Origin of the sequence: Vibrio chagasii, assembly GCF_024347355.1 — a bacterium.
Classification (GTDB): domain Bacteria; phylum Pseudomonadota; class Gammaproteobacteria; order Enterobacterales; family Vibrionaceae; genus Vibrio; species Vibrio chagasii.
The window spans coordinates 1,218,789-1,240,995 of sequence record NZ_AP025465.1 but is presented as its reverse complement, the minus strand read 5'-3'; the positions used below and the strand labels follow the sequence as shown (position 1 = coordinate 1,240,995).

The 22,207-nt window shown below is 43.6% G+C and carries 28 protein-coding genes and 1 pseudogene; 14 read left to right on the top strand and 15 right to left on the bottom strand.

What is annotated here, in order from left to right; all coding sequences use genetic code 11:
• Nucleotides 1-8 precede the first annotated feature (8 nt).
• The 7 genes from OCV52_RS05775 to OCV52_RS05745 form a co-directional block, all read right to left on the bottom strand.
• The gene (locus OCV52_RS05775) at nucleotides 9-656 is read right to left on the bottom strand and encodes an HAD-IA family hydrolase (protein WP_137408708.1); all 648 of its coding nucleotides are present in this window, start codon (nucleotides 654-656) and stop codon (nucleotides 9-11) included.
• 60 nt (nucleotides 657-716) lie between these two features.
• Nucleotides 717-1,346 carry a LysE family transporter gene (locus OCV52_RS05770; protein WP_004742137.1) on the bottom strand — a complete coding sequence of 210 codons (630 nt, stop codon included), beginning with the start codon at nucleotides 1,344-1,346 and terminating at the stop codon, nucleotides 717-719.
• Between the two features lie 188 nt (nucleotides 1,347-1,534).
• The gene (locus tag OCV52_RS05765) at nucleotides 1,535-2,023 is read right to left on the bottom strand and encodes a hypothetical protein (RefSeq protein WP_116870317.1); all 489 of its coding nucleotides are present in this window, start codon (nucleotides 2,021-2,023) and stop codon (nucleotides 1,535-1,537) included.
• Nucleotides 2,024-2,086: 63 nt separating this feature from the next.
• Nucleotides 2,087-2,338 (bottom strand): TIGR03643 family protein, encoded by a 252-nt coding sequence (locus tag OCV52_RS05760; RefSeq protein WP_008222468.1) that lies wholly within the window; start codon nucleotides 2,336-2,338, stop codon nucleotides 2,087-2,089.
• A gap of 113 nt (nucleotides 2,339-2,451) precedes the next feature.
• The gene (locus OCV52_RS05755; RefSeq protein WP_137408707.1) at nucleotides 2,452-2,973 is read right to left on the bottom strand and encodes a GNAT family N-acetyltransferase; all 522 of its coding nucleotides are present in this window, start codon (nucleotides 2,971-2,973) and stop codon (nucleotides 2,452-2,454) included.
• A gap of 64 nt (nucleotides 2,974-3,037) precedes the next feature.
• The gene (locus OCV52_RS05750) at nucleotides 3,038-3,823 is read right to left on the bottom strand and encodes a hypothetical protein (protein ID WP_137408706.1); all 786 of its coding nucleotides are present in this window, start codon (nucleotides 3,821-3,823) and stop codon (nucleotides 3,038-3,040) included.
• A gap of 106 nt (nucleotides 3,824-3,929) precedes the next feature.
• Nucleotides 3,930-4,358, bottom strand: a complete 429-nt coding sequence (locus OCV52_RS05745) for a hypothetical protein (RefSeq protein ID WP_137408705.1) — start codon at nucleotides 4,356-4,358, stop codon at nucleotides 3,930-3,932.
• A 318-nt stretch (nucleotides 4,359-4,676) separates the two neighbouring features.
• On the opposite strand from OCV52_RS05745, the gene OCV52_RS05740 reads away from it, so the two are divergent.
• On the top strand, nucleotides 4,677-5,870 hold the full coding sequence (locus OCV52_RS05740; RefSeq protein ID WP_261900860.1) for an ISL3 family transposase: 1,194 nt from the start codon (nucleotides 4,677-4,679) through the stop codon (nucleotides 5,868-5,870).
• A 285-nt stretch (nucleotides 5,871-6,155) separates the two neighbouring features.
• Nucleotides 6,156-6,353, top strand: a complete 198-nt coding sequence (locus OCV52_RS05735) for a hypothetical protein (protein WP_004742124.1) — start codon at nucleotides 6,156-6,158, stop codon at nucleotides 6,351-6,353.
• A 138-nt stretch (nucleotides 6,354-6,491) separates the two neighbouring features.
• Here the strand turns inward: OCV52_RS05735 and OCV52_RS05730 are convergent, their stop codons facing one another.
• A complete protein-coding gene (locus tag OCV52_RS05730; protein ID WP_137407772.1) occupies nucleotides 6,492-7,358 on the bottom strand; it encodes a LysR family transcriptional regulator in 867 nt (288 codons plus the stop codon).
• Nucleotides 7,359-7,499: 141 nt separating this feature from the next.
• On the opposite strand from OCV52_RS05730, the gene OCV52_RS05725 reads away from it, so the two are divergent.
• Nucleotides 7,500-7,874, top strand: a complete 375-nt coding sequence (locus OCV52_RS05725; RefSeq protein ID WP_137407773.1) for a YybH family protein — start codon at nucleotides 7,500-7,502, stop codon at nucleotides 7,872-7,874.
• A 310-nt stretch (nucleotides 7,875-8,184) separates the two neighbouring features.
• Nucleotides 8,185-8,922 (top strand): HAD-IIB family hydrolase, encoded by a 738-nt coding sequence (locus OCV52_RS05720; protein ID WP_137407774.1) that lies wholly within the window; start codon nucleotides 8,185-8,187, stop codon nucleotides 8,920-8,922.
• Between the two features lie 51 nt (nucleotides 8,923-8,973).
• Here OCV52_RS05720 and OCV52_RS05715 read toward each other — a convergent pair whose 3' ends face one another.
• Nucleotides 8,974-9,186, bottom strand: a complete 213-nt coding sequence (locus OCV52_RS05715; protein WP_102423016.1) for a TIGR02450 family Trp-rich protein — start codon at nucleotides 9,184-9,186, stop codon at nucleotides 8,974-8,976.
• A 171-nt stretch (nucleotides 9,187-9,357) separates the two neighbouring features.
• Between OCV52_RS05715 and OCV52_RS05710 the strand changes: the two genes are divergently transcribed.
• Complete coding sequence (locus tag OCV52_RS05710; protein WP_105024663.1) at nucleotides 9,358-9,633, top strand: nitrogenase-stabilizing/protective protein NifW; 276 nt, start codon at nucleotides 9,358-9,360, stop codon at nucleotides 9,631-9,633.
• A gap of 134 nt (nucleotides 9,634-9,767) precedes the next feature.
• Nucleotides 9,768-10,892, top strand: a complete 1,125-nt coding sequence (locus OCV52_RS05705) for a M14 family metallopeptidase (RefSeq protein ID WP_137407775.1) — start codon at nucleotides 9,768-9,770, stop codon at nucleotides 10,890-10,892.
• A gap of 130 nt (nucleotides 10,893-11,022) precedes the next feature.
• Here OCV52_RS05705 and OCV52_RS05700 read toward each other — a convergent pair whose 3' ends face one another.
• Both OCV52_RS05700 and OCV52_RS05695 read right to left on the bottom strand, forming a co-directional pair.
• Nucleotides 11,023-11,379 carry a PilZ domain-containing protein gene (locus OCV52_RS05700; RefSeq protein WP_137407776.1) on the bottom strand — a complete coding sequence of 119 codons (357 nt, stop codon included), beginning with the start codon at nucleotides 11,377-11,379 and terminating at the stop codon, nucleotides 11,023-11,025.
• A gap of 277 nt (nucleotides 11,380-11,656) precedes the next feature.
• Nucleotides 11,657-12,283, bottom strand: coding sequence for a LysE family translocator (locus OCV52_RS05695; RefSeq protein ID WP_137407777.1), 627 nt, complete (start codon nucleotides 12,281-12,283; stop codon nucleotides 11,657-11,659).
• A 209-nt stretch (nucleotides 12,284-12,492) separates the two neighbouring features.
• Between OCV52_RS05695 and OCV52_RS05690 the strand changes: the two genes are divergently transcribed.
• The 3 genes and pseudogenes from OCV52_RS05690 to OCV52_RS05680 all read left to right on the top strand — a co-directional run bounded on the left by OCV52_RS05690 (nucleotide 12,493) and on the right by OCV52_RS05680 (nucleotide 14,691).
• Nucleotides 12,493-13,776 carry a DEAD/DEAH box helicase gene (locus OCV52_RS05690; RefSeq protein WP_137407778.1) on the top strand — a complete coding sequence of 428 codons (1,284 nt, stop codon included), beginning with the start codon at nucleotides 12,493-12,495 and terminating at the stop codon, nucleotides 13,774-13,776.
• A gap of 277 nt (nucleotides 13,777-14,053) precedes the next feature.
• On the top strand, nucleotides 14,054-14,275 hold the full coding sequence (locus OCV52_RS05685) for a hypothetical protein (RefSeq protein ID WP_102422914.1): 222 nt from the start codon (nucleotides 14,054-14,056) through the stop codon (nucleotides 14,273-14,275).
• Nucleotides 14,276-14,387: 112 nt separating this feature from the next.
• Nucleotides 14,388-14,691: pseudogene (locus OCV52_RS05680) on the top strand (thiamine-binding protein).
• A gap of 40 nt (nucleotides 14,692-14,731) precedes the next feature.
• Here OCV52_RS05680 and OCV52_RS05675 read toward each other — a convergent pair.
• Nucleotides 14,732-14,899 (bottom strand): hypothetical protein, encoded by a 168-nt coding sequence (locus OCV52_RS05675; RefSeq protein ID WP_170222451.1) that lies wholly within the window; start codon nucleotides 14,897-14,899, stop codon nucleotides 14,732-14,734.
• A 108-nt stretch (nucleotides 14,900-15,007) separates the two neighbouring features.
• Complete coding sequence (locus OCV52_RS05670) at nucleotides 15,008-15,271, bottom strand: DUF1289 domain-containing protein (protein WP_081090307.1); 264 nt, start codon at nucleotides 15,269-15,271, stop codon at nucleotides 15,008-15,010.
• Nucleotides 15,272-15,459: 188 nt separating this feature from the next.
• Here OCV52_RS05670 and OCV52_RS05665 point away from each other — a divergent pair, with 188 nt between their 5' ends.
• The 5 genes from OCV52_RS05665 to OCV52_RS05645 all read left to right on the top strand — a co-directional run bounded on the left by OCV52_RS05665 (nucleotide 15,460) and on the right by OCV52_RS05645 (nucleotide 20,386).
• Nucleotides 15,460-15,906, top strand: coding sequence for an META domain-containing protein (locus OCV52_RS05665; protein ID WP_061031726.1), 447 nt, complete (start codon nucleotides 15,460-15,462; stop codon nucleotides 15,904-15,906).
• Between the two features lie 381 nt (nucleotides 15,907-16,287).
• A complete protein-coding gene (locus tag OCV52_RS05660) occupies nucleotides 16,288-17,454 on the top strand; it encodes an ABC transporter substrate-binding protein (RefSeq protein WP_137407779.1) in 1,167 nt (388 codons plus the stop codon).
• Between the two features lie 5 nt (nucleotides 17,455-17,459).
• On the top strand, nucleotides 17,460-19,160 hold the full coding sequence (locus tag OCV52_RS05655; RefSeq protein ID WP_137407780.1) for an ABC transporter permease: 1,701 nt from the start codon (nucleotides 17,460-17,462) through the stop codon (nucleotides 19,158-19,160).
• Entirely contained in the window at nucleotides 19,126-19,776 is a 651-nt protein-coding gene (locus OCV52_RS05650) for an ATP-binding cassette domain-containing protein (protein ID WP_137407781.1), read from the top strand. Before OCV52_RS05655 ends, OCV52_RS05650 begins: the two co-directional genes overlap by 35 nt.
• A complete protein-coding gene (locus OCV52_RS05645; RefSeq protein ID WP_137407782.1) occupies nucleotides 19,766-20,386 on the top strand; it encodes a CDP-alcohol phosphatidyltransferase family protein in 621 nt (206 codons plus the stop codon). Before OCV52_RS05650 ends, OCV52_RS05645 begins: the two co-directional genes overlap by 11 nt.
• Nucleotides 20,387-20,463: 77 nt before the next feature.
• Here the strand turns inward: OCV52_RS05645 and OCV52_RS05640 are convergent, their stop codons facing one another.
• Nucleotides 20,464-21,417 carry a class I SAM-dependent methyltransferase gene (locus OCV52_RS05640; protein WP_137407783.1) on the bottom strand — a complete coding sequence of 318 codons (954 nt, stop codon included), beginning with the start codon at nucleotides 21,415-21,417 and terminating at the stop codon, nucleotides 20,464-20,466.
• Nucleotides 21,418-21,425: 8 nt separating this feature from the next.
• Nucleotides 21,426-22,124, bottom strand: a complete 699-nt coding sequence (locus OCV52_RS05635; RefSeq protein ID WP_137407784.1) for a TIGR01621 family pseudouridine synthase — start codon at nucleotides 22,122-22,124, stop codon at nucleotides 21,426-21,428.
• Between the last annotated feature and the right edge of the window lie 83 nt (nucleotides 22,125-22,207).

Below are 22,207 nucleotides of genomic sequence, written 5' to 3'. Positions count from 1 at the left end.
GGATGTTTCTAATAAGCACGATGAACCTGATAGGTTCCAATCGGACTGCAGGTAAGTTTGAGCTCATCAAAACCATTTACGATCAAATCTGCTGATTTTAATTCTTCTCTGGTATGGCTGGTTAATAGAGCGATCGTGAAACATCCTGCCTTCTTGGCCGATAGTACGCCAGATGGTGAATCTTCAACTGCAACGCAATCTTCTGGTTTTGCGCCCAAAGCTTCTGCGGCTTTAAGGAAAGGATCCGGTGCTGGCTTACCTCGTACCACATCTTCGGCACAAATCATGACCTTTGGCAACGTAAAACCGGAGGCTTCCAAGCTTGTTGTTGCGACCGCTCTAGGTCCACTCGTTGCGATTGACCAGCAATCCGGGCCTAATTTTGATAAAAAATCATGAGAATTTGGTATAGCCTTGGCGCGCTTCATCTCTTGGATCGCAATAGTTTTGACTTTATTGACCTCAGTGACATTAGAGAATTCCATGCCAATACAGCTCAGTGTCTCTTCGATTTTTCGCCCGTGGATATACTCACTCATGGTTTCAAAACGAACACCAACAGTCTTGCACCATTTTTTCCAAATATTGTCGATAACCACTTGGGTATCAACCAGTGTTGCATCGACATCAAAAATAAACTTCTTACATTCAATCATGAACTCTAAAACCTATGAAAAACACTTTGATACAGTATTGATATGAGCAGATAACACCCATTAAGACGCCATGACTTTAATACCAAACAGCGTAAACAAGCCGCCGGTTACATAATCCATGATACTTGAGATACGTGCATAAACACTTTTCGCTGCTCGATGTGAAAAGGCTGTCGCCAAAAACATATGCCAGCATAAGGTGATACCAGACATAGTCAGCATAATGGCGATGACCATCGGGATGGTAATATTTTCAGGCATAGACACACTAAACAAACTCACGACAAAGAAACCCGTTTTAGGGTTTAAGATGCTAGTGATAAACGCAGACATAAAGACTTTTCTACTTGAAGGCAGCATCGCTTCGCTAGTATTCAGGCCTTCATCTAGTTGTTTGGCTTTTCGTGTTGAAAGGATCTGGCGCATACCCAAGTACAACAAATAACTGCCACCAACGATCTTCATAACGCTAAACAATGCCGGGAAATGGGAGAGCAAAATAACCAAGCCGGTGCATCCAAACAGTGACCATAGCAATATGGATGTACTGACACCAAAAGCAGAATATTTTGCTAGCTTGCGGTTGTAGTGCAGCGCTGTGTTAATCGTCAACAGCACATTCGCGCCGGGAGTTGCGACCGCCAGCATCCAAATCAGCGCAACGTGAAGAAGAACCAATAAATATTCCATTTTCCTCTACTCAATTCACTCAAGCTTAAGTAATGATATCGCACGCACTAACGGTTTTGCGTCGCTTGATTCACAAAATTAGTGCGCTCGAACGTGGTGTGATAAGTGTCTTTCAACTCAGTATTAGAGTCCACATTTGAATCCAAAAAATGCCAAGCAATAAGATTCAACCAATCTATTAACGACCACTACTCTCGACACTTTGCTAAGCCATAAAGTTCCAGTAGTTGCCTACCATCACTAGGCATCCCTTCATAGGCACCAAACGCACTAGGGTAATAGATAGGCAATGCTGTCATCACAAACTGAGCCAATGAAAAATAGACACCAAAATTAATGACGTAAGAAGCGATGTAAGGGAGTTGATTGCTATTAATAAAATACAACGATAGACACAGGAGTAATGAGGTAAGCGGCCCCATAACTAGAGACCATGCTTGTAACGATTTACTGCCCTGTTTAGTTATTGAGGCAAAGCCAACATTCATTGAAAAGCTTGAAATTGACAGTGTGAGATTGCCAATTTGAACAACCTTGGCCTTTTCGCTATTCCCGAGGGCCACCTCGACTTTGTGACCCGCAATAAGCTGAGGGATTGCATGACCCAATTCATGCACTAAGGTGGCGATAGGCATCACAAACAAAAAGCCTATCGCTAATCCAATCAAACTATTCAATCTCAATCTCCCTATTTAGATCGATAGCCACTGATAGAAAGAGGTAAATGGTTGGTAGAAAACCTACTGCCGCTTATATTGTGTTGGACAATAACCTCTCGACACTTCAGAGCTACGAAGTTTTACATGTTTTGTCGCACGACCTGCGACGCGAGCACGCCACAACTTGAAGCTACCTGGCTTCATATGGCTACGCATAAAACGAATCACCTGTGATTCATTTAAACCAAATTGGTGTTCTATTGCCTCAAATGGCGTTCGGTCTTCCCACGCCATTTCAATAATTCTTGATTCACTCTCTTTAGATAATTTCATTGTCTACTCATCCTTTAAAATTTGAGTAGAAGTACGCTCACTCTCACTTTTTAGATCAGGGTGTTACCACTGAATCGATAAGGAATCATCAAACAAAAAACAGATATTTGTCGTTATCCTCTCTCCAGCCACTCGCTACGCAGCACTCCATATTTCAACGAGTCATAATACTCGCCTTGGTAATATCGCACCTTTCTCAGCCTCGCCTCTTGCTGGAAACCTAGCTTCAAAGCGAGAGACATCATGCGCGGGTTACCTGACCAAGTAGTTAGCCCCACACGCTCAATCTGTTTGTTTTCGAAGAGGTAAGTAATCCAGAGCGGAAGTGCTAATGCTGCGAGCCCCTTCCCCCAATAATCAGAGTTATAAATGACCACGCCAGCTTCGAGCCAACGTGTCTCTTCGCATTCCCAGTAGCAACTCACGGTTCCAACAGGTACACCGTCGACAACCACTAGCTGTAGGTCATCGCCCTCGAGCAGCCGTTTAAACGAATGCGCTTCAAAGCTTTCTAATGAAGGATGAGAATACGAAAAATAAGGGCCATTAAACTTAGTCCACTCATCGTTTGAGATAACCAAAGCATAAATGGCAGCTAATTCGCTAGGCATTGCTGGTCTTATCGTTATGTCCATTCGCTTTCCTTGTCCTGTTTTCAAACGCCATCGTACTGTTTAACGATTCTCGGTATTAGCTCAACTAATTTTTGTTGGAGTCTATTAGCTTTAAATGAGTATTTGCGAACTCTCTAAGCACTCTCGCATTATTGTGATGCGCGTTATCTCCACATTGCTGTCCGTTAACTCTAATTTCAGGACTAGAGTAGGCAGGAATAATATCACGCTCATAAGACATCACAGTGCCTCTCTCTGCACATGTAGCACCGAATGAATGTGCGGGCGCTTTGGGGTACCTGTCAGCGATAAAATGTTCGATAGTCGCGTAATCTTTTAGCACCGTTTTATAGTCATGGTTGGCGCCGCTCATATGACCAATTTCATGTTCCATTGTCGAATCCGCGCAATTTATAGCCAAAGAGAAAAAACGAGAGACCTTAGATGCGACACCACAATATCGAGACTTGAAAGCAGAATGATAATTTGAAAACACAACACCTGTAAAAACAGGACGACCGTCCTCTGTGATTTCTTCAATTGGATCTTCCATCGATAATTTGAGTAGCCTCTCTGCCGCACTCACATTTTGAAACCAAAGGCTATCGATAGCAGATGTATAAGTAATTTGGGTTACCTTTCTCCTCATAGGAATACATGAGTTTTTCAAAACTAGGTTGGAGTAATTTTCCCATGTGGCAACTTTACTGGCGATAAACGCCTTCGAGTATTCCAACAACATAGACTCGTCAATGTAAAGATGAACCTCGGTGTTCAACACTTTACCTTCAACACAAGCAGGGAACTCAATAGTGTCAGCATTAGTGTAAAGGCTGAAGCCAAGAAAGATGGCACCCAAGGCTACTGGCATTTGCTTCATATCGTTTTTAATAAGTCTTGCCTTTCCAAAAGTAAAAAGCTCGCCAATGATGACGAGCCTTGTTTAGGGGTGAACCATGCTAACTACGAGGTCGCAGTTAGCTTACAACTTGTTCTCGCAAATTCACTTCGACGCTTTTTAAGATCTTAAACTCTTCACGAGTACAGCCTCGAGCTACAGATACCCAGTGATCACCAGTTTCGTCTGACCCTTTAAACTCTGCACGAAGCTCGTATTTTCGCCACGAAACAAAAGCCAAAATAAAGGTCAGAGCGAACATAGGTAACCCAAACTGAGGCACGAACGCCCAAGTTGCTGCAGAAAGTATCAAGGCCAATGAAATGACGTTGATTGCGTTTTCTTTAATGCCCAATTGGCGAATTTCTAGCTGTTTGATTTTACGTAAGCTGTAAACATCCTTCTTGACTCGAAGTTCATCGGAGCTCACTAGAAAGTCAGATGCCTTGTATGCTCTACGCAGCCTCAATAAATTCGCTAACCTATTGCGTGTTGGGTTCTTATTCATCGCCTTTCTCCATGTTATTAAAGGTTAGTAAAAACTAATATAATCATGGATTTATCGATGAATGCTTATTTTATAAATCAAGGAAATATAAAAAGCAAGGATATGAAATTAATAACATTTATAACATTAGAAAATGTATATCCATGAACAATTATGAGTTCCAATACATCCAAACCGAATACCTCTGCTTAAATACCAACCCAAGATAGAACGATTAAATTGAGGTTCATCGCGGATTAGCGGGAACTAAAAACAAAAACGGTAGTAAGTGATATGGTTTAGTCGCCAAACAAAAATCATACACAAACTACCGTTTTCATGCCGAATCATACTTTCCTATCTTCATTCTGGGAAGGCTTTCAAGTCGTAAAGTCTCACCAGACAGCATCACTTATTACCCTGACTCTTGAACCGAACTCTGAGGCTAAGTGCCTTTGTGGTCTCGAGGCCGAGGCTATTCATGAGTATCAATGGCGTCATGTAAAAGAAGCCATGTTGCTCGGTGTTCCTGTTGTTCTTTCTGTTCAAACGCGAAGAATCAAGTGCCGTGAGTGTGGCATAAAAACAGAATCTCTATCTTGGTTGGAGCCTTATGCTCGTATAACGAAGCGCTTAAGAAGCTATATAGAACAATTACTGCCTCTTCTTCCTATTAAGCATATCTCCCGGTTAACGAACGTTCATTGGCACACCATTAAAGAGATAGATAAATCCCGACTTAGAAAAGTGGTACCGCCAGTGAAATGGGAGGAGCTAAGGCAACTCGTCATGGACGAGTTCGCCATCTTTAAAGGGCATCGATATGCCACGGTCATCGCTGACGCTAAGACACACCAAGTCATTTGGATAGGGTTAGGCCGAAGCCGTAAGGACATACGGCCGTTCTTCGAGCAACTAGGCAAGCATGGCAATAATATCGAAGCGGTCGCAATGGACATGAATACGGCTTTTGATCTTGAAGTTAAAGCACACTGTCCGAACGCAAAAATCGTTTACGACTTATTCCATGTTGTTGCTAAGTTCGGTCGAGAGGTGATGGATAGAGTCAGAGTCGACCAAGCCAACAAACTCAAGCAAGATAAAAAAGCGAGGCAATGGATCAAGCGCTCACGCTGGGTGTTGCTAAAAAACAGGGGTAATTTGAATACACAGCAAAACAGCTATCTTACCGAAATATTGAATATCAATAAGGACTTAATGACCACTTATATACTCGGAGCACAACTCAAAGAGCTTTGGTATTGTGAATCAGAAGTACATGCTAAAGGGCTCTGGGAGGCGTGGTGGGCACAAGTACAAGAGAGTGGAATTAAGCCATTGAAAGAGTTCGCACGAAAACTAAGGCCTTATCTTCACGGCATTATCGCATCTGCGAGTTATCCGCTTAACACCTGCACATTGGAAGGGATAAACAACAAGGTAAAGCTAATCAAGCGAATGGGATATGGGTATCGAGATACAGACTACTTCTTCTTGAAGATAAAAGCGGCTTTCCCCGGAAAGCCGCGATGAACCTAAATTGAGGGCAGTACGCAACAGCACACACTACTTTGTTACTATTTATTTCAATCAATTTTCTGCAGGAAACAGCGGTGCTCCAAAAAACTTGACCAATTTCACATCAATTTATCTAAACCATAAGCTACACATTGTTAATACAAGAAGATCATCAGTGAATTAAATATTGAAAATAATTAAACAGAATCCATAAATTAAAACTATTATTTAAGCAATTGATCTCATAACAAAGAGTCTTTACCTTTACATTATGTACAGTGTTCAGCAATGGAGAAAATTATGGACGAGCTACTAACACACGCTATGGAACAGAAACAACGCACGGTCGTCACAAGCTTATTTGCTAAAAATGGATTTAAAATCGCAGCGACAGATTTTGATGATGTGACCTTTGAACGCGAAACCGTTTTGGTCAATGTTAGATTCGATGCATCTTCTAATGTCGAGTCAATTTCAGTATCCAACCACAAACCTTAAAAAAATATTGCTCTGAAGCAAGAGTGACCAGCATTCTGTATGCCTTTATGATGGAGATACCACTACCTAGTAGGTTTACCTCCATCAAAAGAATTACAGCAATCAAGCTAGAGCATGCTCCAACAAAGTTTCCTCATATCAAGTCAAGTTTTGTTTGAGCTTTTCTTCTAATGCTTGGACACACAATTGGATGGCAATCGGCGTGTTTGAAGTAAATGGGGTCAATGCATAAACCATGTTGGTCGGTAATTCAAAGCTAGGCAGCATATCAACAACCTGACCAGATAACTGAGGAATGCAGAAGTCTGGGATTGCACCAATACCAACACCCGATTTAATAAGTGCAAGACAACTGTGAAACGAATTAGTCACACAACTAGCTTGTTGTTGATAGACAAAGTTCTCTTCGGTTTGAGAACTAAAATGGTGAGTCACCTGCTTTCCCTGCCATGAATTTGCAATGTATGGAATCGATTCAAGCTCGCGTTCACGCATGCTTGTGACACCACACAATACATCTTTAAACTTACCTAAACGTTTCTGTTTTAGATTACTGTCACGTGAGCTACCAACTCGTACCGCAAGATCAATATCGTGCTCCATGAAATCTAAGTGTTGATCATCACTAATCAACTCCGGCTTTAATTTTGGATACTGTTTCATTAGGTCTGCAATAACAGGCAACACCAGCAAATCCATCAACGCATTCGGAGCCGTGATACGAATCCGCCCTTGTGGCTCTTCCAATTCCGATTTCGCCATATCCCACGCCGATTCGGCGATCACATTAATATCCTTACAACTTAGATAAAAACGTTCTCCCATACTGGTTAAGGTTTGTCTTCGCGTTGTTCGTTTAAGAAGGGAAGCGCCTAGCTCTTGCTCCAATATTTTTAGATGCTGACTGACAACAGATTTAGACAACTCTAGTTTTTCAGCCGCGGCCGATACAGAGCCTTGCTCTACAATATGAGCGAAAATCGACATCTGCTTTAGTTTACTCATCTTATTGTTCTCTTTTTACAAACAGTATTTTCTATTATCTCTGTTTTTCAAATTAATTACCAAGACTAAACTACTTTCAACTTATCGAGATAACCCAATCAAAAACACAGTGTTTAGAATAAGACTGTTATGGAGAAAACAATGTCAAACAATCAAGTATTAGAAGCGTGTAAGCAAGGCATTAACGCATGGCAAAAAGCATTCAACAACCAAGATGCGAAAGGTTGTGCAGATCAGTATGTAGAAAACTGTGTAATGGAAGCGCGCCCATTTGGCACTTTTGAAGGTCGTGAAGCAATTCAAGCATTCTGGCAAGGGATCATGGACCAAGGTTTCAAAGATGTTGATTACACAGATGTTAAATGGGAAGAACACCCAGAAGGCGGCTACGTTCTTACGGCAAGCTGGACGATGAATAAAGCATTTGGTGTAGTTCATCATGAACACTGGGCAGTACAAGAAGATGGTAAAGCTCGTCTTGTCAGTGATGACTTTGAAGTTCAAGGCGAACGCTAGAAACGAGTGGCTCAAACAGTAGCAAAAACTAAAGCCAGCACCCTACCAGGTTGCTGGCTTTTTTGTATAACAACACAACCCCATTCCGTCATAATTTCAACTAAATGCAATCATAATCCGCACCTAATAATTAATAGATTTATCTTTAGTTTCCATGACATAGCAGCAAGTGTGATACCTGCTACAAACTATCGAATCTCACTTATCGATCCCCAAAGACAACTTGAGATGTTGTTATTGCTGAGCCATTCTTTGTATAAATGATGGAGAGTGTTTCCATCACAATTAATGAGAGTGACAAGGAATTCGAATGATAAAAATGTTGGTTTGTGACTTTGACGGTACACTCGATGGCGGCCCTTCTCATGGGGTTAATCAACTTTTCAATTACCTTACAGAGCAACCCGATATCCGCTTTGTCATCGCGACCGGTAGAACGCTCCCTTCCATTCAAGTTGGCTTGGCATCAGATAACTACCCAGAACCACACAGCATCATCAGTGATGTTGGCACAAGAATTCACCACGACCATATCCAAAAGCCTGACCATATCTGGCATGAGAAACTCGAGGCATCATGGAATAAGTCAAAGGTAGAATCTGCGTTAGCACCACTCAGCTTTATGGGTGAACGCTTGGAAAGCCACCAAGGTCCCCATAAGATGACCTTTGAAGGTAAGCTGTCTGAACCTCAGCATGCATTAATTGAATCACAATTAGAATCACATGGCTTAGATGTCCACCTCACCTATTCACACGACTGGTATCTGGATATCACACCAAAAGGCGTCAACAAAGCAACAGCAATCCATCACCTCCTGAAGCAGCATGACTTGAGTATCGAACAGGTGTGTGTTGCCGGTGACTCAGCGAACGATACATCAATGCTAACGATCGAAGGGGTGAACTCCATATTAGTGGCGAACCACTACCCTGAAGTAGCTCACCTATCGGGCAGAGATAACGTGTATACCAGTAAGGCGACCCATGCAGCAGGCGTGCTTGAAGGGCTCAAATACTGGCAACAGCGAACTTCTAGTAACCACTAATATATCGTCGCAGCTTCCAGCTAGGCAGTTCAATCGAAGCTGGGTTCCTTGCTACTTCCAACCAGGGAGCCACGCTTGATTGTCGGTGAGGTCGCGCCAATTTATCGCTTCTTCCCGTTTCGTCATCACCGCTTCGATCAAACAGCGCACCACTTCTCCTTCGTCAAACTCTACCTCCGTAACCATGAAGTGCTTTTCCTTTTTCACCGGGCTAACAGCCGTCCACTTACTACGAAATAGTTTCTTGGGGTTGATACGGTTCATGGGCTTTTCCTGTCTCAATTGCAACAGAACTTTATAAGACTTGTAGATTTAAAAAGATCACTACATACCAAAAAACATAATTTAAATCCAAGTACGCCACAAGTAAGATCAATAAAGTCGGGCCATAAATTGGATACAATTAATGCTCACCAATTCAAAAACTAACTTTCCATGAGCCAAACAGAATTCCAGCAAAAAATGGCGAGCTTTACCTCTATTGAACAAGCGCTCGATTACTTTGAAATTGGGTTTGATAGTAAGTTCATCGACCAAAATAGAGTCGAGCTTGTGAAACGCTTTAATGGCTATCTGATCCTGTCGAAACCTGACGATTGGTTTTCTGGAAGAAGAGCCCTGAAAAATGCCTACTGCAAGGTGCAACGCAGTAAGTTAGATCGTTACACGCGTTCGGCTTGCCGAGGGTGCACAACTTGCCAGCGTCGATAGACATAAAATGCTGTTAACAAAGAGAGCTCGGAAATAGATAGTTGAAATAACATCTCATTACGATTTAGTTAGTAGTTTGCTCGAAAAAAAGTGTGCTAGTCTTACGACAACTCAACTACGAGATAACAACTACAATGAAAATTTTCAGCAATTTCGAAAGCGGCAACATTCACGTCGTTTCAGCAGATTCACCACAAAACATTCAACTGACTATCCCTGCAGACAACCAAACTGAAATCTCTCAGTGGTTCCATTTCCGTTTAGAAAGTGAAGCGCAACAAGCTCACCATTTTGAAATCGGTCAATTGGCAATCTCTGCTTACCCTGAGGGCTGGAAGGATTACGATGTAGTTGCATCGTATGACCGCGAAGAGTGGTTCCGTATCCCATCTCAGTTCGATGGTGACACGCTGAGCTTTGACATCATTCCTGAGCACGACTCAATGTACTTCGCGTACTTTGCGCCTTACTCATACGATCGTCACCAAGATCTTCTGCACAGTGCACAAACTCACCCTGCGTGTAAGCTTGAAACATTAGGCCACACGCTAGACAACAACGACATCACTTTGCTAACCATTGGTGAACCTAGTGAAGAGAAGAAAAATATTTGGGTTATTGGTCGTCAACACCCTGGCGAGACAATGGCTGAATGGTTGATTGAAGGCCTGCTTCAGCGCCTACTTGACGAAACAGACACAGTAGGTCGCTCTCTTCTCGACAGCGTAGTATTCCGCGTTGTTCCGAACATGAACCCAGATGGCAGTATCCGTGGTCACCTGCGTACCAACGCAATCGGCGTGAACCTGAACCGCGAATGGCAATCACCGTCTATGGAGCGTAGCCCTGAAGTATTCCTTGTGCGTGAACGCATGTTAGAAACTGGCGTTGATATGTGTTTAGACATTCATGGCGATGAAGCGATTCCATATAACTTTGTGGCAGGTAGCGAAGGTACACCTTCTTACAATGAGCGCATCGCAAAGCTAGAGAACCACTTCAAGCAAGCACTACTCACGATTACGCCAGAGTTCCAAGACGAGTTTGGCTACGATAAAGATGAGCCAGGCAAAGCGAACATGACGGTAGGTACCAACTGGATCGGTGAGCAGTTCAAGTGCTTGGCGTACACGGTTGAGATGCCATTTAAAGATCACATCAGCCACGCTGACGAACTTTACGGTTGGTCGCCAGAACGTAGTGTTGCGTTTGGTCACGACATGCTAGCGGCGGTTTGGGCGACAGTAGACGAGCTATAAAGCAACGAGTGTCTTGGCTATCAAAACCAAGACTATAGATAGAACAAAGCCCAGCACTTGCGAAAGTGCTGGGCTTTTTAATGTTTGCCTATGATTTACGATTTATCGAGCCACCTAACTCTAGAGGCCGTTATGCGACTCTCAAGCTCGCGAAAAAGACTGGGTATTTTTTCCTGATGTGCCTTTGCTCAGACACCATATCTTTGAAGCTTGGTCCTTGTGATAACTGAACAACCACTTCATCGCCTTCTTGACGTAACACAGCACCACTAATAGCAACACTATTGTTGCCATGTAGCCTCAAAGTTCCTGCCATTGAGAAGCCACGATATACAGGGATGATGTTACGTATCATAAGGCGGACACCCTTTTCAGAAACCTCACTGACATGAAAAAGCTCATCCTTAATTCGCATCACCGGACGTGCCTTGTGTGGGTACTTCAAACGGTAATATTTGCGCTTCTGAATGAATGACTTTTCACTCATCTGTGACTCCCTGTCTCTGTTTATTCGCAGCAGCAAACTGGCCGTTCATTCCGACGACTCGTGGCTATTAGTAACTATCGAAAAACCGAATAGCCTTTCGCCCCGGTTTGTAATTCAACTTAGATATTCATCAAATTAATGACTGATTATTATATCGACTTTGTTAGCTATTGCTTTAAGCAATTATACAGAGATAGCTGGATTCCACATGATTCACTAAAAAGTGAGATATGAGTCGTATCGTCTTAGCCTCAATACCTCATAACGGTCATTAAACCTAAAGCTGAAACAGGGCTAACTGAATACTGAAACCGACAAATAGCACGCCACATACAATATTCATCATTTCCGAGGTTCGCTTTTGAACCAATAAGCGTTTAAAGGTATCTGCCATTAAAATCACTACCAAGAACCACATTGAAACGACCATCGCCTGAATCCCGCCAAGAATCAGGCTGTCGGACACAATTGCTTCTGTAGTAACAAATTGAGGGAAGATCGATAGGTAAAACAGGACGATCTTCGGGTTAAGTAAATTAGTCAGTAGTCCTTTAAAAAACTGGCTATAGAGTTTGCTCCCGGATGCACTCACGACAGAAAGCACACCCTCTTGAGCACGCAATGCCGCCCGAAAGTGATTGTAGCCTAACCAGAGCAGATACAAAACACCCGCCCACTTCAGCCCCTCAAATGCCATTGGCGTTTTCGACAGTAATAGACTGATACCATTCGCAGAAATAAAGGCGTGGAAAAAGAAACCACATGACACGCCTAACACATTCACAAATGCGAACAGCTTCCTTTGAGTCAACGCTGTGCTTAACACAAGCAATGCATTCGGTCCTGGAATAATGGCAATAAAAAAGACAATAACAATGAACAGCCAGATACTATCCCAACTCATTTTGTTCTCATACAGTGAAGGTTTTTAGGGCAGACATTGTACGTCCAATTGATACCATTACAATATGCTTAACGCTTAATTAACTAGTATGGCTAGCGTGCTAAGTTAGCGCATATAATAATTACGTTTATCGTGAAGCAAACAAAACTGATTCTCTAACATTTCTAGCCCTGTTAGACTCCACCTCCCTTTTGATACTTGGTTCATTTATGTCATTTGCTAACCTAACCCTCAACACAAAAACCGTTGCTGCTCTCCCGTCTCAATTCAATAAGCCGACTGAGATCCAACAAGCGGTCATTCCTACGATTGTTTCAGGGAGAGATGTGCTTGCATTGGCTCAAACAGGTAGCGGGAAAACATTGGCATTTGGGTTACCTTTGCTCAATAACATCGACCAAGATTCGAATAATCTGCAAGCGCTTGTCATCGTTCCAACACGCGAGCTAGCATCTCAAGTGACTGAGTCTTTACAACCGATCGCAAGCGCCTTACGTATCAAAACGGTAACGCTCACGGGCGGTGCCAATGCAGATGAGCAACAGCAGCAACTGTCAAGCGCACCTCAGCTCGCTATCGCTACTCCAGGGCGCCTGCTTGCACTCATCAAAAGTGGTGAATTAGAGGTAGCTCAATGCACATCATTAGTTCTTGATGAAGCCGATCGATTGATCGACATGGGCTTTTGGCCAGATATTCAAGCGATCACCGCAGCTCTGCCAGTTAAGCGCCAATCACTGTTATTCTCCGCAACGCTTCCACCTGCGTTGGTGAACCAAGCTGAAACGCTTTTATCAAACCCAGAGAAAATCACCACTCATAAAGAAAACAGCGTTGTAGAAACCATTGAAGAGACACTGTATCTGGTAAACAAAGGCAGTAAAGCTCAAGCATTGATTGCCCTGCTCAATCACACCCCATGGCCACAAGTATTGGTGTTTATGGGCGCGAAAGACAATGCAGACGCATTAACCAAACGGTTAAACAAAGCCAAAATCAGCGTGAGTGCATTACATGGTAACAAGAGCCAAGAAGAGCGCGCGCAGGCGTTAGACAGCTTCAAAAATAGTGATACCCGTGTGCTTATCGCAACCGATGTTATGGCTCGTGGCATCCATATTGATCAGCTACCTATTGTCATTAACTTTGAGTTACCACCTCATGCAGCGACTTATGTACACCGCGTTGGAAGAACGGCGAGAGCAGGAAGTACTGGTTGTGCAATCTCGTTGGTTAGCCACAGTGAAACTGACTACCTGACTGCCATTCGCACTTTAACCAATAAAGCACTGCCGCTGCAGTCATTGGAAGGCTTCCCAGTCACCGACAAACCAGCATCAGAAACAACGACTCGTAAGCGCCCACCAAAAGACAAAATGGCAAACCGTAGAACAGCGAAAAAGAAGAGCGTAAAACAGTTTAAGAGCAAATCGAATAGCTCTAGATCCCACAGCTCAAAACCCAACAGCACCAAGCCAACGAGATCAAAGTAGAGCGATAGCAACGAGTCAACCTCAGTGCTCAAACTTAGAGGCTGTCATTTCAATTAAATTCAGCCCAGAATTTTCTGGGCTTTTTTGCGCTTCAGATAGCCGCTTCCTAGACCTAAATATGACAATAATGCTGCTCGTTAGATGACATTTTTATGAATTACGAAGGCAAGGTATTGATTCTTGGTCGCTCAAAAAAAATACTTTCTGAACACGTTGACGCCCCTATATCTGGCAACTAGATTTTTCTATTAGTGTCTAAAACCAGGAGGTCATTGAAATGAAACGTGCTAGCTCTACATATCGATTACAACTGATTAAGGAAGTGGCAACTCGCCGAGATCGTCAACGTTCTAATGACCCGATGGCCAACTACATTCAAACTCTAATCGACAACAAAGATGACTGTGATACTTCAGTTGAACGCAACCAAAGATTCAGTGGAAACCATTTTGATGAGCACATTGGTGGCTGGATTAGCGATCATTGGGGTAGTAAATAAACCACCAGCTTTGCTGCTGTAGAATTAATCTCCGCATTAACCTATCATCTGCAACAACTTCCAATCATTGAGTAAGCAGAAAGTGTCTGAGTTAAAAAGAGAAAAAGAAGTGATGGTTGCCTTCCAAGTGATCCCTCGTTTTAAAGAAGGCAACAACTTCGAAGTGGTCGATAAAGCAATTGAAGTCGTGAAAAGAAGCCGGTGTTCCCTTCCAAGTCGGTGCGATGGAAACGACCATGAAAGGCGAACTAAATCAATTACTTGATATCATCAAAAATGCTGAGCAGGCTTGTTACGATGCAGGGGCCGTCGAGGTCATCACAAACATCAAGATTCACAGCAAGACCACCGCTGCCGATGATACATTTTGCACGTATCATCGTGGTGTTACGAAAGCGAATCATATGTTTGTGTAAGAAAGTTCTGTTAAAGAAAGACTCTAATTAATCAGTGATGTTATTGAAAAGGCATGTCGGAAAGGTGAGACAATATCTCCATGCGCTCTTCTTCTGACATGGTATGCCAGTCACGCGCGCTTTCCTCGGGGTCGTCTTTAGCCCCTAATCGCTTTCTATCCAAAGCTTTAACTGGTTTCTTGTTGAGTTTTACGTTCTTTTTATTCATACCGACACCACTCCTCTGGTACAAAGGTACCTATCTTGATATTAGACCCCAACCATTATGTAAAGTAATAGTTACTTCGGAGTTAAATAAAATCTTAATACATCCTCTTTAGCCAAAAAGATCTCTTTGGGGACTTGTATTTCCCTCTTCGTCGACCTGTTTACCAACCAAGTTTTTTTGCTTCATTATTTTTCGTCTATAGCGCTGACGACACAGCTTTATCACGTGCAATTGCTCTGCGGGAGTCATCGACATCCAATTAAAGCGCTCTTCTCTTTTGCGCATACAACCATTGCAATAGCCTTTGTCATCACTTGAGCAAACCCCAACGCAAGGACTTGGAACTTGGAAAAACTCTAACTGCTCCACCATGCCTCCTTACACATTCAAAATTACGCTTACTATCTCAAAAATAAGCGATTAAGTTGTCGCCACGCCTACGAAATCCATACTAAACTATGACCTTATACTGACACATATAGTGTTTTGTAAACTATACTTTTAACCCATCAAGTTACAGATTTTCGGTAACTTCGTTTTTTCCTTTGGAGCCTTATAATATGAAGTTTAGTTCAAAAAAATTACTAGCAGTAGCCGCTTTACCTATGATGCTAGCAGCATGCACAACAACAGGTGATAACGCGATGCAAGTAACACCAACCGATCTACAGCACCATAATTGGGAACTTGCGCAAATTGATGGCAAGGACATTGAGAAAAGCGAACACCAAGCGACACCTCGCCTAGAAATCGGTGAAAAGATGACTGCAAACGGCGTAGCTGGTTGTAACAACTTCTTTGGCCAAGGCGAGCTGAAAGACGGTCAATTCCGCATTAAGCAAATGGGCATGACAATGAAAATGTGTCACGGTTCAGCGATGGACATCGAGCAATCAGTTTCTGCTACTCTAAGTGAGTGGAGCGACGTAACCCTAACAAAAGATACGCTAGTACTTAAAAACGACGTACACACGCTAACGTACACAATTCGTGACTGGGTAAACTAATCTGTCATCGACATCAAATACCGAAAAGGAGCCTTCATGGCTCCTTTTTTATTGTCTGCTTCAAAGTTCAATCTACCCAAAACGACTCTTCACACCAACTTTTCGTGCCAAGCTCCGATAAATCATAAAAAAACCTCATTTAGATGCAATTAATTCACAGCTTTAACGGTCTGTTGTTAGGATGGCAAAAGCCCAAAGTCTGTTGAGTTGCATAGATAACTACACATTGAACAAAACTCAACCGAGAACTTCCGGCGTCTTCTCAAGTAATTGATTGAATTTACTGTTGAATTAGAATTTATTTGAGAAACAGATAGAATAACTGTTAGGGAGTTCGAAAACACAATGCTCTTGCCCGTTCACTACCAAATGGAAAAGTTTATGAACAAGATAGTAAGTACGTTAGGAATCATGGCAACCGTTGCCTACAGCGCAAGTATTTATGCTGATGAAGCAACATCCACCGATAGCTGGAATCAAATAGAACAGCAGGCAGAAGGACAAACTGTCTACTTTCACGCTTGGGGCGGAAGCCAAGAGATCAACCGTTACCTACAATGGGCAGGCAAGAAGTTACAAAGTGACTATGGCGTAACGTTAAAACATGTAAAAGTCACAGATATCGCTGAAACAGCAACTCGCCTACTTGCGGAGAAAGCCGCAGGTAAGAATAGCGAAGGCAGTGTCGATATCGTTTGGATCAACGGTGAGAACTTTCGTTCGATGAAAGACAACAAACTGTTATTTGGCCCATTCACAGAATCCCTCCCTAACTGGAAGTACGTCGATAAGTCTTTACCGATTGATGTCGACTTTTCTGAACCAACGGAAGGTTTAGAAGCACCTTGGGGCGTTGGGCAATTGGTGTTTATTCACGACCAAGAAACACTGCACAACCCACCACAATCGTTTTCAGAGATGTTGAGCTACGCTCAGGCATTCCCTAACCGTTTAAGCTACCCTCGCCCACCAGAATTTCATGGCACTAGCTTTATTAAGTCTTTACTGATTGAGCTAACCAACAATAGCCCAGAACTCGCTAAGCCTGTTTCAGAAGAGAACTTCCAAGCGATCACTGCACCACTATGGGCTTACTTAGATAAATTCCACAAAGTTGCATGGCGTGGTGGCAAACAATTCCCGGCAGGCACATCAGAAAGTATTCAGCTTTTGGATGACGGACAACTCGACCTCGCGATTACATTCAATCCAAACTCTGTGTATTCAGCGCAATCAAGTGGTCGTTTAACAGAAACAACCAAAGCTTATGCATTAGAAAGCGGTGCCCTATCTAATATTCACTTCCTTGCGATCCCTTGGAATGCCAATGCTACCGCAGGCGCACAAGTGACCATCAACTTCTTGTTAAGCCCAGGAGCACAATCGCGCAAAGGTGACCTCAATGTTTGGGGTGACCCTTCAGTATTGAGCAGCAAGTACCTAACAGGTAGCGCTAAGAATACTCAGCAATTTAAATCGATTGATGAACCACACCCAAGCTGGCAAAACGCACTCGAGAAAGAGTGGCTAAAGCGATACGGTAACTAAGCTCGATGCTACGTGCTCTATATTTTGTCGTTATAGTGGTATGCATTATCCCAACAATTCCTGGGGTAGCGGGAGTAGTGGCTTCGTCACTCAGTTATATCCCGCCCCTAGGGTTGATGGAGCCCTCTCTCAACGGTTTTAGTCAAGTATTCCAATGGGAAGGCGCTTGGCACTCTATTGGTTTGAGTCTTGGTTCTGCGATTGTGAGCAGCTATATCGCCTGCTTTCTTACCTTTTGTATTCTCCAAGCTTCGTGGGGAAACCGATTTTGGAGAAAGATCGAACTGACCCTTTCACCTATGCTGGCTATTCCCCATGTGGCTTTCGCCATTGGCTTTGCTTTTCTATTTAGCCCGACAGGTCTCGGAGCGAGAGCTGTGCATCATTTGCTTGGTGAATCCGCGACCAGTTCCGAGTTAGCGTTACTCGTAAAAGATCCGTATGCATTTGGCTTGATCATTATGATGGCACTTAAAGAAGTGCCTTTCTTATTGCTCATGAGTATATCGATACTTCAACAAATTGACGTTGAGCGTATTACTAAGGTGAGTGCTTCATTGGGTTATAGTCGCTCACAGATATGGTGGAAGTGCATTTTCCCACAATGGTTCACCAAGCTTCGCTTCCCAATGTTGGCGGTGCTCGCTTACAGTGTATCGGTTGTCGATATTGCGCTAATCATTGGCCCAACTAACCCGCCTACTTTTGCCGTTTTAGTATGGCAATGGTTTAACGATCCCGATCTTAACCTACTGCCGAGAGCAGCGGCTGGCGCTATTGTTCTGTTTGGCTTAGCGTCCTTGATCATCGCCTTAGCCCGCTTCATTGAATGGGCTGTATTGAAGTTCTTTAGAGCTTGGCAATATTCGGGGCGAACAGGCATTAAACTACCAGGAAAAACCGTATTCACAGCTTTGGCAACACTATCACTCGCAATCATTCCTTTGATGATGATTTGGAGCGTGGCTCAACGTTGGCGCTTCCCTGACTTACTTCCGAGTCGCTACAGCATGCGCTTTTGGGAATTTGAATGGGATGGCATCATGAGTACCGTTGCTCAAAGCTTATGGATTGGTCTGATCGCAGCTTCAGTTGCGCTGGTCCTTGCACTGATTGCTCATGAATACCGAGTCAAATACAAGTGGCAAGTGCCTGGTTTCGTCATCGCTATTCCAATGTTGATACCACAACTATCGGTATTATTTGGTATGCAAGTCACCACGCTCTATGTAGGAAGCAATGCCTATGAATTCTGGGTGATTTGGGCACACGTATTTTTCGCCTTTCCATTTGTCTATTTATCTTTAGATGGACCATGGAAAAGCTTCAACGATGGACTCATTAAAGCATCACTCAGCTTGGGTAAATCACCATTTCAAAGTTGGTACTCCATCAAACTGCCTATTTTATTACCTGCCATTGCCTTTGCGTGGGCCGTTGGTATCAGCGTGAGTTTGGCTCAATACTTACCAACATTGATGTTAGGCGCAGGGCGTATTAGCACCATCACTACAGAAGCTGTCGCCCTAACGAGCGGCTTCGACCGCAGAGTGACCGCAATTTATGCCATTTGGCAGGCCTTATTGCCTCTGTTCTTTTTCTCTTTAGCGATATTAGTCAGCCGACTTCAACTCAGATATCGCCGTCTTACTTTCAAAGGTTTCTTAAGTAATGAGTCTGTACCTCAACGACCTCGCCATCCGTAAAACCGATGGGGCTTCGCTGTTCTCAGCGCTAAACGTAACATTAGAATCGGGCCAAATACTGGCGTTGATGGGCCCGAGTGGCTGCGGAAAGTCGACCTTATTGGACGCCATCGCAGGCCACTTGAATGAAGAGTTTTCCTACTCTGGAAGTGTTGTTTTGAATAACATTCATCTGGATGAGCTCCCATCACATCAACGTGAGGTCGGTATTCTTTTTCAAGATGATCTATTGTTCCCTCACTTAAAAGTATGGGAAAACTTGGCATTCTCACTACCTAATTCGGTTAAAGGCTCTGCTCGCCAACAGCAAGCCATGGCAGCGTTAAAAGACATTGAATTGACCCACTTAGCAGAGTCTTTTCCTGATCAGATTTCTGGTGGTCAACGAGCGAGAATCAGTTTAACTCGTATGTTGTTGGCTAAGCCTAAATTGGCTCTACTTGATGAACCGTTCAGTAAGTTAGACCAAGAGCTCAGAGCACAATTTCGAGACTGGGTGTTTGAGCAATTAACCAAAGCCAATATCCCAACCCTGATGGTGACACACGACGAAGCAGATGTGCCTCAAGGGGCTCAGGTACTCTCTTGGCCATGGAGAAGCAACCATGCTGGATAAGTACTCTATAAAGATCATCAAGTGGCCATTAAACCAGTCTGCAAAAGTACTGAATCGAGCCGGTATTACCGCTAATCAAACCACCCTATTCGGTTTTTTAGTCGGCTGTTTAGCGTTTCCGGCGTTGGCGTTTGAGCAATATGAGTGGGCGTTAGGTTTCATCATTTTCAACAGAGTTTGTGATGGGCTTGATGGCGCCTTGGCCCGAATCCAAGGTATCAGTGATGCGGGTGGCTTCCTAGATATCAGCCTAGACTTCCTTTTCTATTCGTTGATTCCTTTTGGCTTCGTGATTGCGAACCCTGAGCATAACGCCATTGCTGGTGCATTTTTAATCTTCTCTTTTATCGGTACAGGCAGTAGCTTTCTGGCGTTTGCAGTCATGGCAGGCAAACGAGGAATCGAAAACCCCGTTTATAAGTACAAGTCGCTCTACTACATGTCTGGCCTAACCGAAGGGACAGAAACTATCGCCTGTTTCATTGCCTTTTGTATTTGGCCACAACACTTTGCGGTTATTGCCTATGCCTTTGGGGCGGCGTGTTGGCTGACTACGTTCATGCGTATCTATTTTGGGTTCCAAACTCTTAAGACTCAGCAAGAGAGTTAGCAATCTAACGACAAAAACAAGATGCAAAAACGCCGCTCAATATGAGCGGCGTTTTTCTAACTGATGTTTAGAATCAATTAAGCGTCAGTAGAAGCGCTAATCTTAAATCTCAGTACCTTCAGACTTGAATCAAGGTCAACATCCACAAACTCAGGTGGGTTGTCTAGGCGTTCAATAAACTCAACGTTTGGCGCTTCTTCTGCCATCGTCTCGATAAGGAAGTTAAGTGACACTGCCGGTGAGTTAACACATGCGATCACTTCACCGCCTTCCGTTAGAAGCTCCGGCAAACGACGTAAGATCTTTTTGTAGTCTTTAGTTAGGGCGAAGCTGCCTTTTTGGAACGAAGGTGGGTCGATAATCACCAACTCATAAGGACCACCCTTCTTGATTTTTCCCCACGACTTAAAGATGTCGTAACCAAGGAAATTCACCGAACGCATGTCATGCTCATTCAAACGGTGGTTATCACGACCTTTGTTTAGTGAGCCTCGTGACATATCAACGTTCAAGCATTGACGAGCGCCACCCGCAATAGCTGCCACAGAGAAGCCACAAGTGTATGCGAACAAGTTAAGTACGTTCTTGCCCTTGGCATTGTCTTGCACCCATTGACGGCCATTACGCATGTCTAGGAACAGACCAAAGTTCTGGTTGCGACCAATGTCTAACTGATACTTAAGACCATGCTCAACAACTACTGGGGAGTCGTTGAGCTCACCCCATAATACTTCCGAAGGTGCGCCGTCAGCATAACGGTGTTGAAGCACGATGCTTGTGCCTTGCTTGGTTTGCCAGATATCTTTGCTGGTCAACGCTAACAAGCCATCTTTAAGCGATGACAAAAACGCGTCATCAACCTCTTTAAACACATTCACCAATAATTGGCCATCGACCCAATCACATGTGATCTGTTCTAGGCCTGGCCAAAACTTACCACGACCATGAAAAATACGACGTAGCTCGTTAGGTACTTCGTTTAGCTGTTGTTCGATATGTTCAAAAAATACCGGTAAAGCAGATGCTTCCATTATTTCACTCACTTAGTATTTAGCTTTGGCCAACTTAATGACCAAGGTTCAAGCCAACCGTCCAAACCGTTAGATACGGTTTCTTGGTGCCACTTCTCGCCTAAAGAGTCTAGGCTCCTTGGGTCACAGACAAATTGGTAGGCTTGTGATTGATAGGTAAATCGAATCGCGAAGGCGTGCAGATAACCTCTGTCAGCCTCACTCGATGGATTATAAATTGGGTCACCAACGATGGCTGAGCCTATCGACTTCATCGCCACGCGGATCTGGTGCGTGCGCCCTGTAAAGGGTTTACATAAAAGAAGTCGCTCACCAGGTTCAGCCGCTGCTGATAGAAATTGAGTTATCGCTGGGTTTTCTTTGGTTGTTAAGAGTTTCCAGCTAGAGCGTCGTGAACGCTCCATATCCCCAGAAATCAAACCCTGCTTTTTCTTCGGCTTCTTAGAACCAATCGCCAAGTAGTACTTCTCCACTTCGCGCTCAGCAAATAGCTGTGAAAGCTCACTCGCTGCTGATGCACTCTTGGCTAATAACAGAATACCTGAAGTCATTTTATCGAGACGATGAACGAGATACAGCTTAGGCTCATTGATTGCCTTAGCGACTTCTTGAAGCAGCATGGTATCGCCGTCGTCTTTGTGGACGCTGACTCCAGGGTGCTTATTGATGAGTAAAAAATCAGAGTGATTGAGAAGAATATCGAACATGTAAAGGCTAGCTCCGTTATAGAAGGTGGAGTATACCCTGTCTGAAACCAGATGCCAGCCACGAAAAAGCTCAACTCACTCAA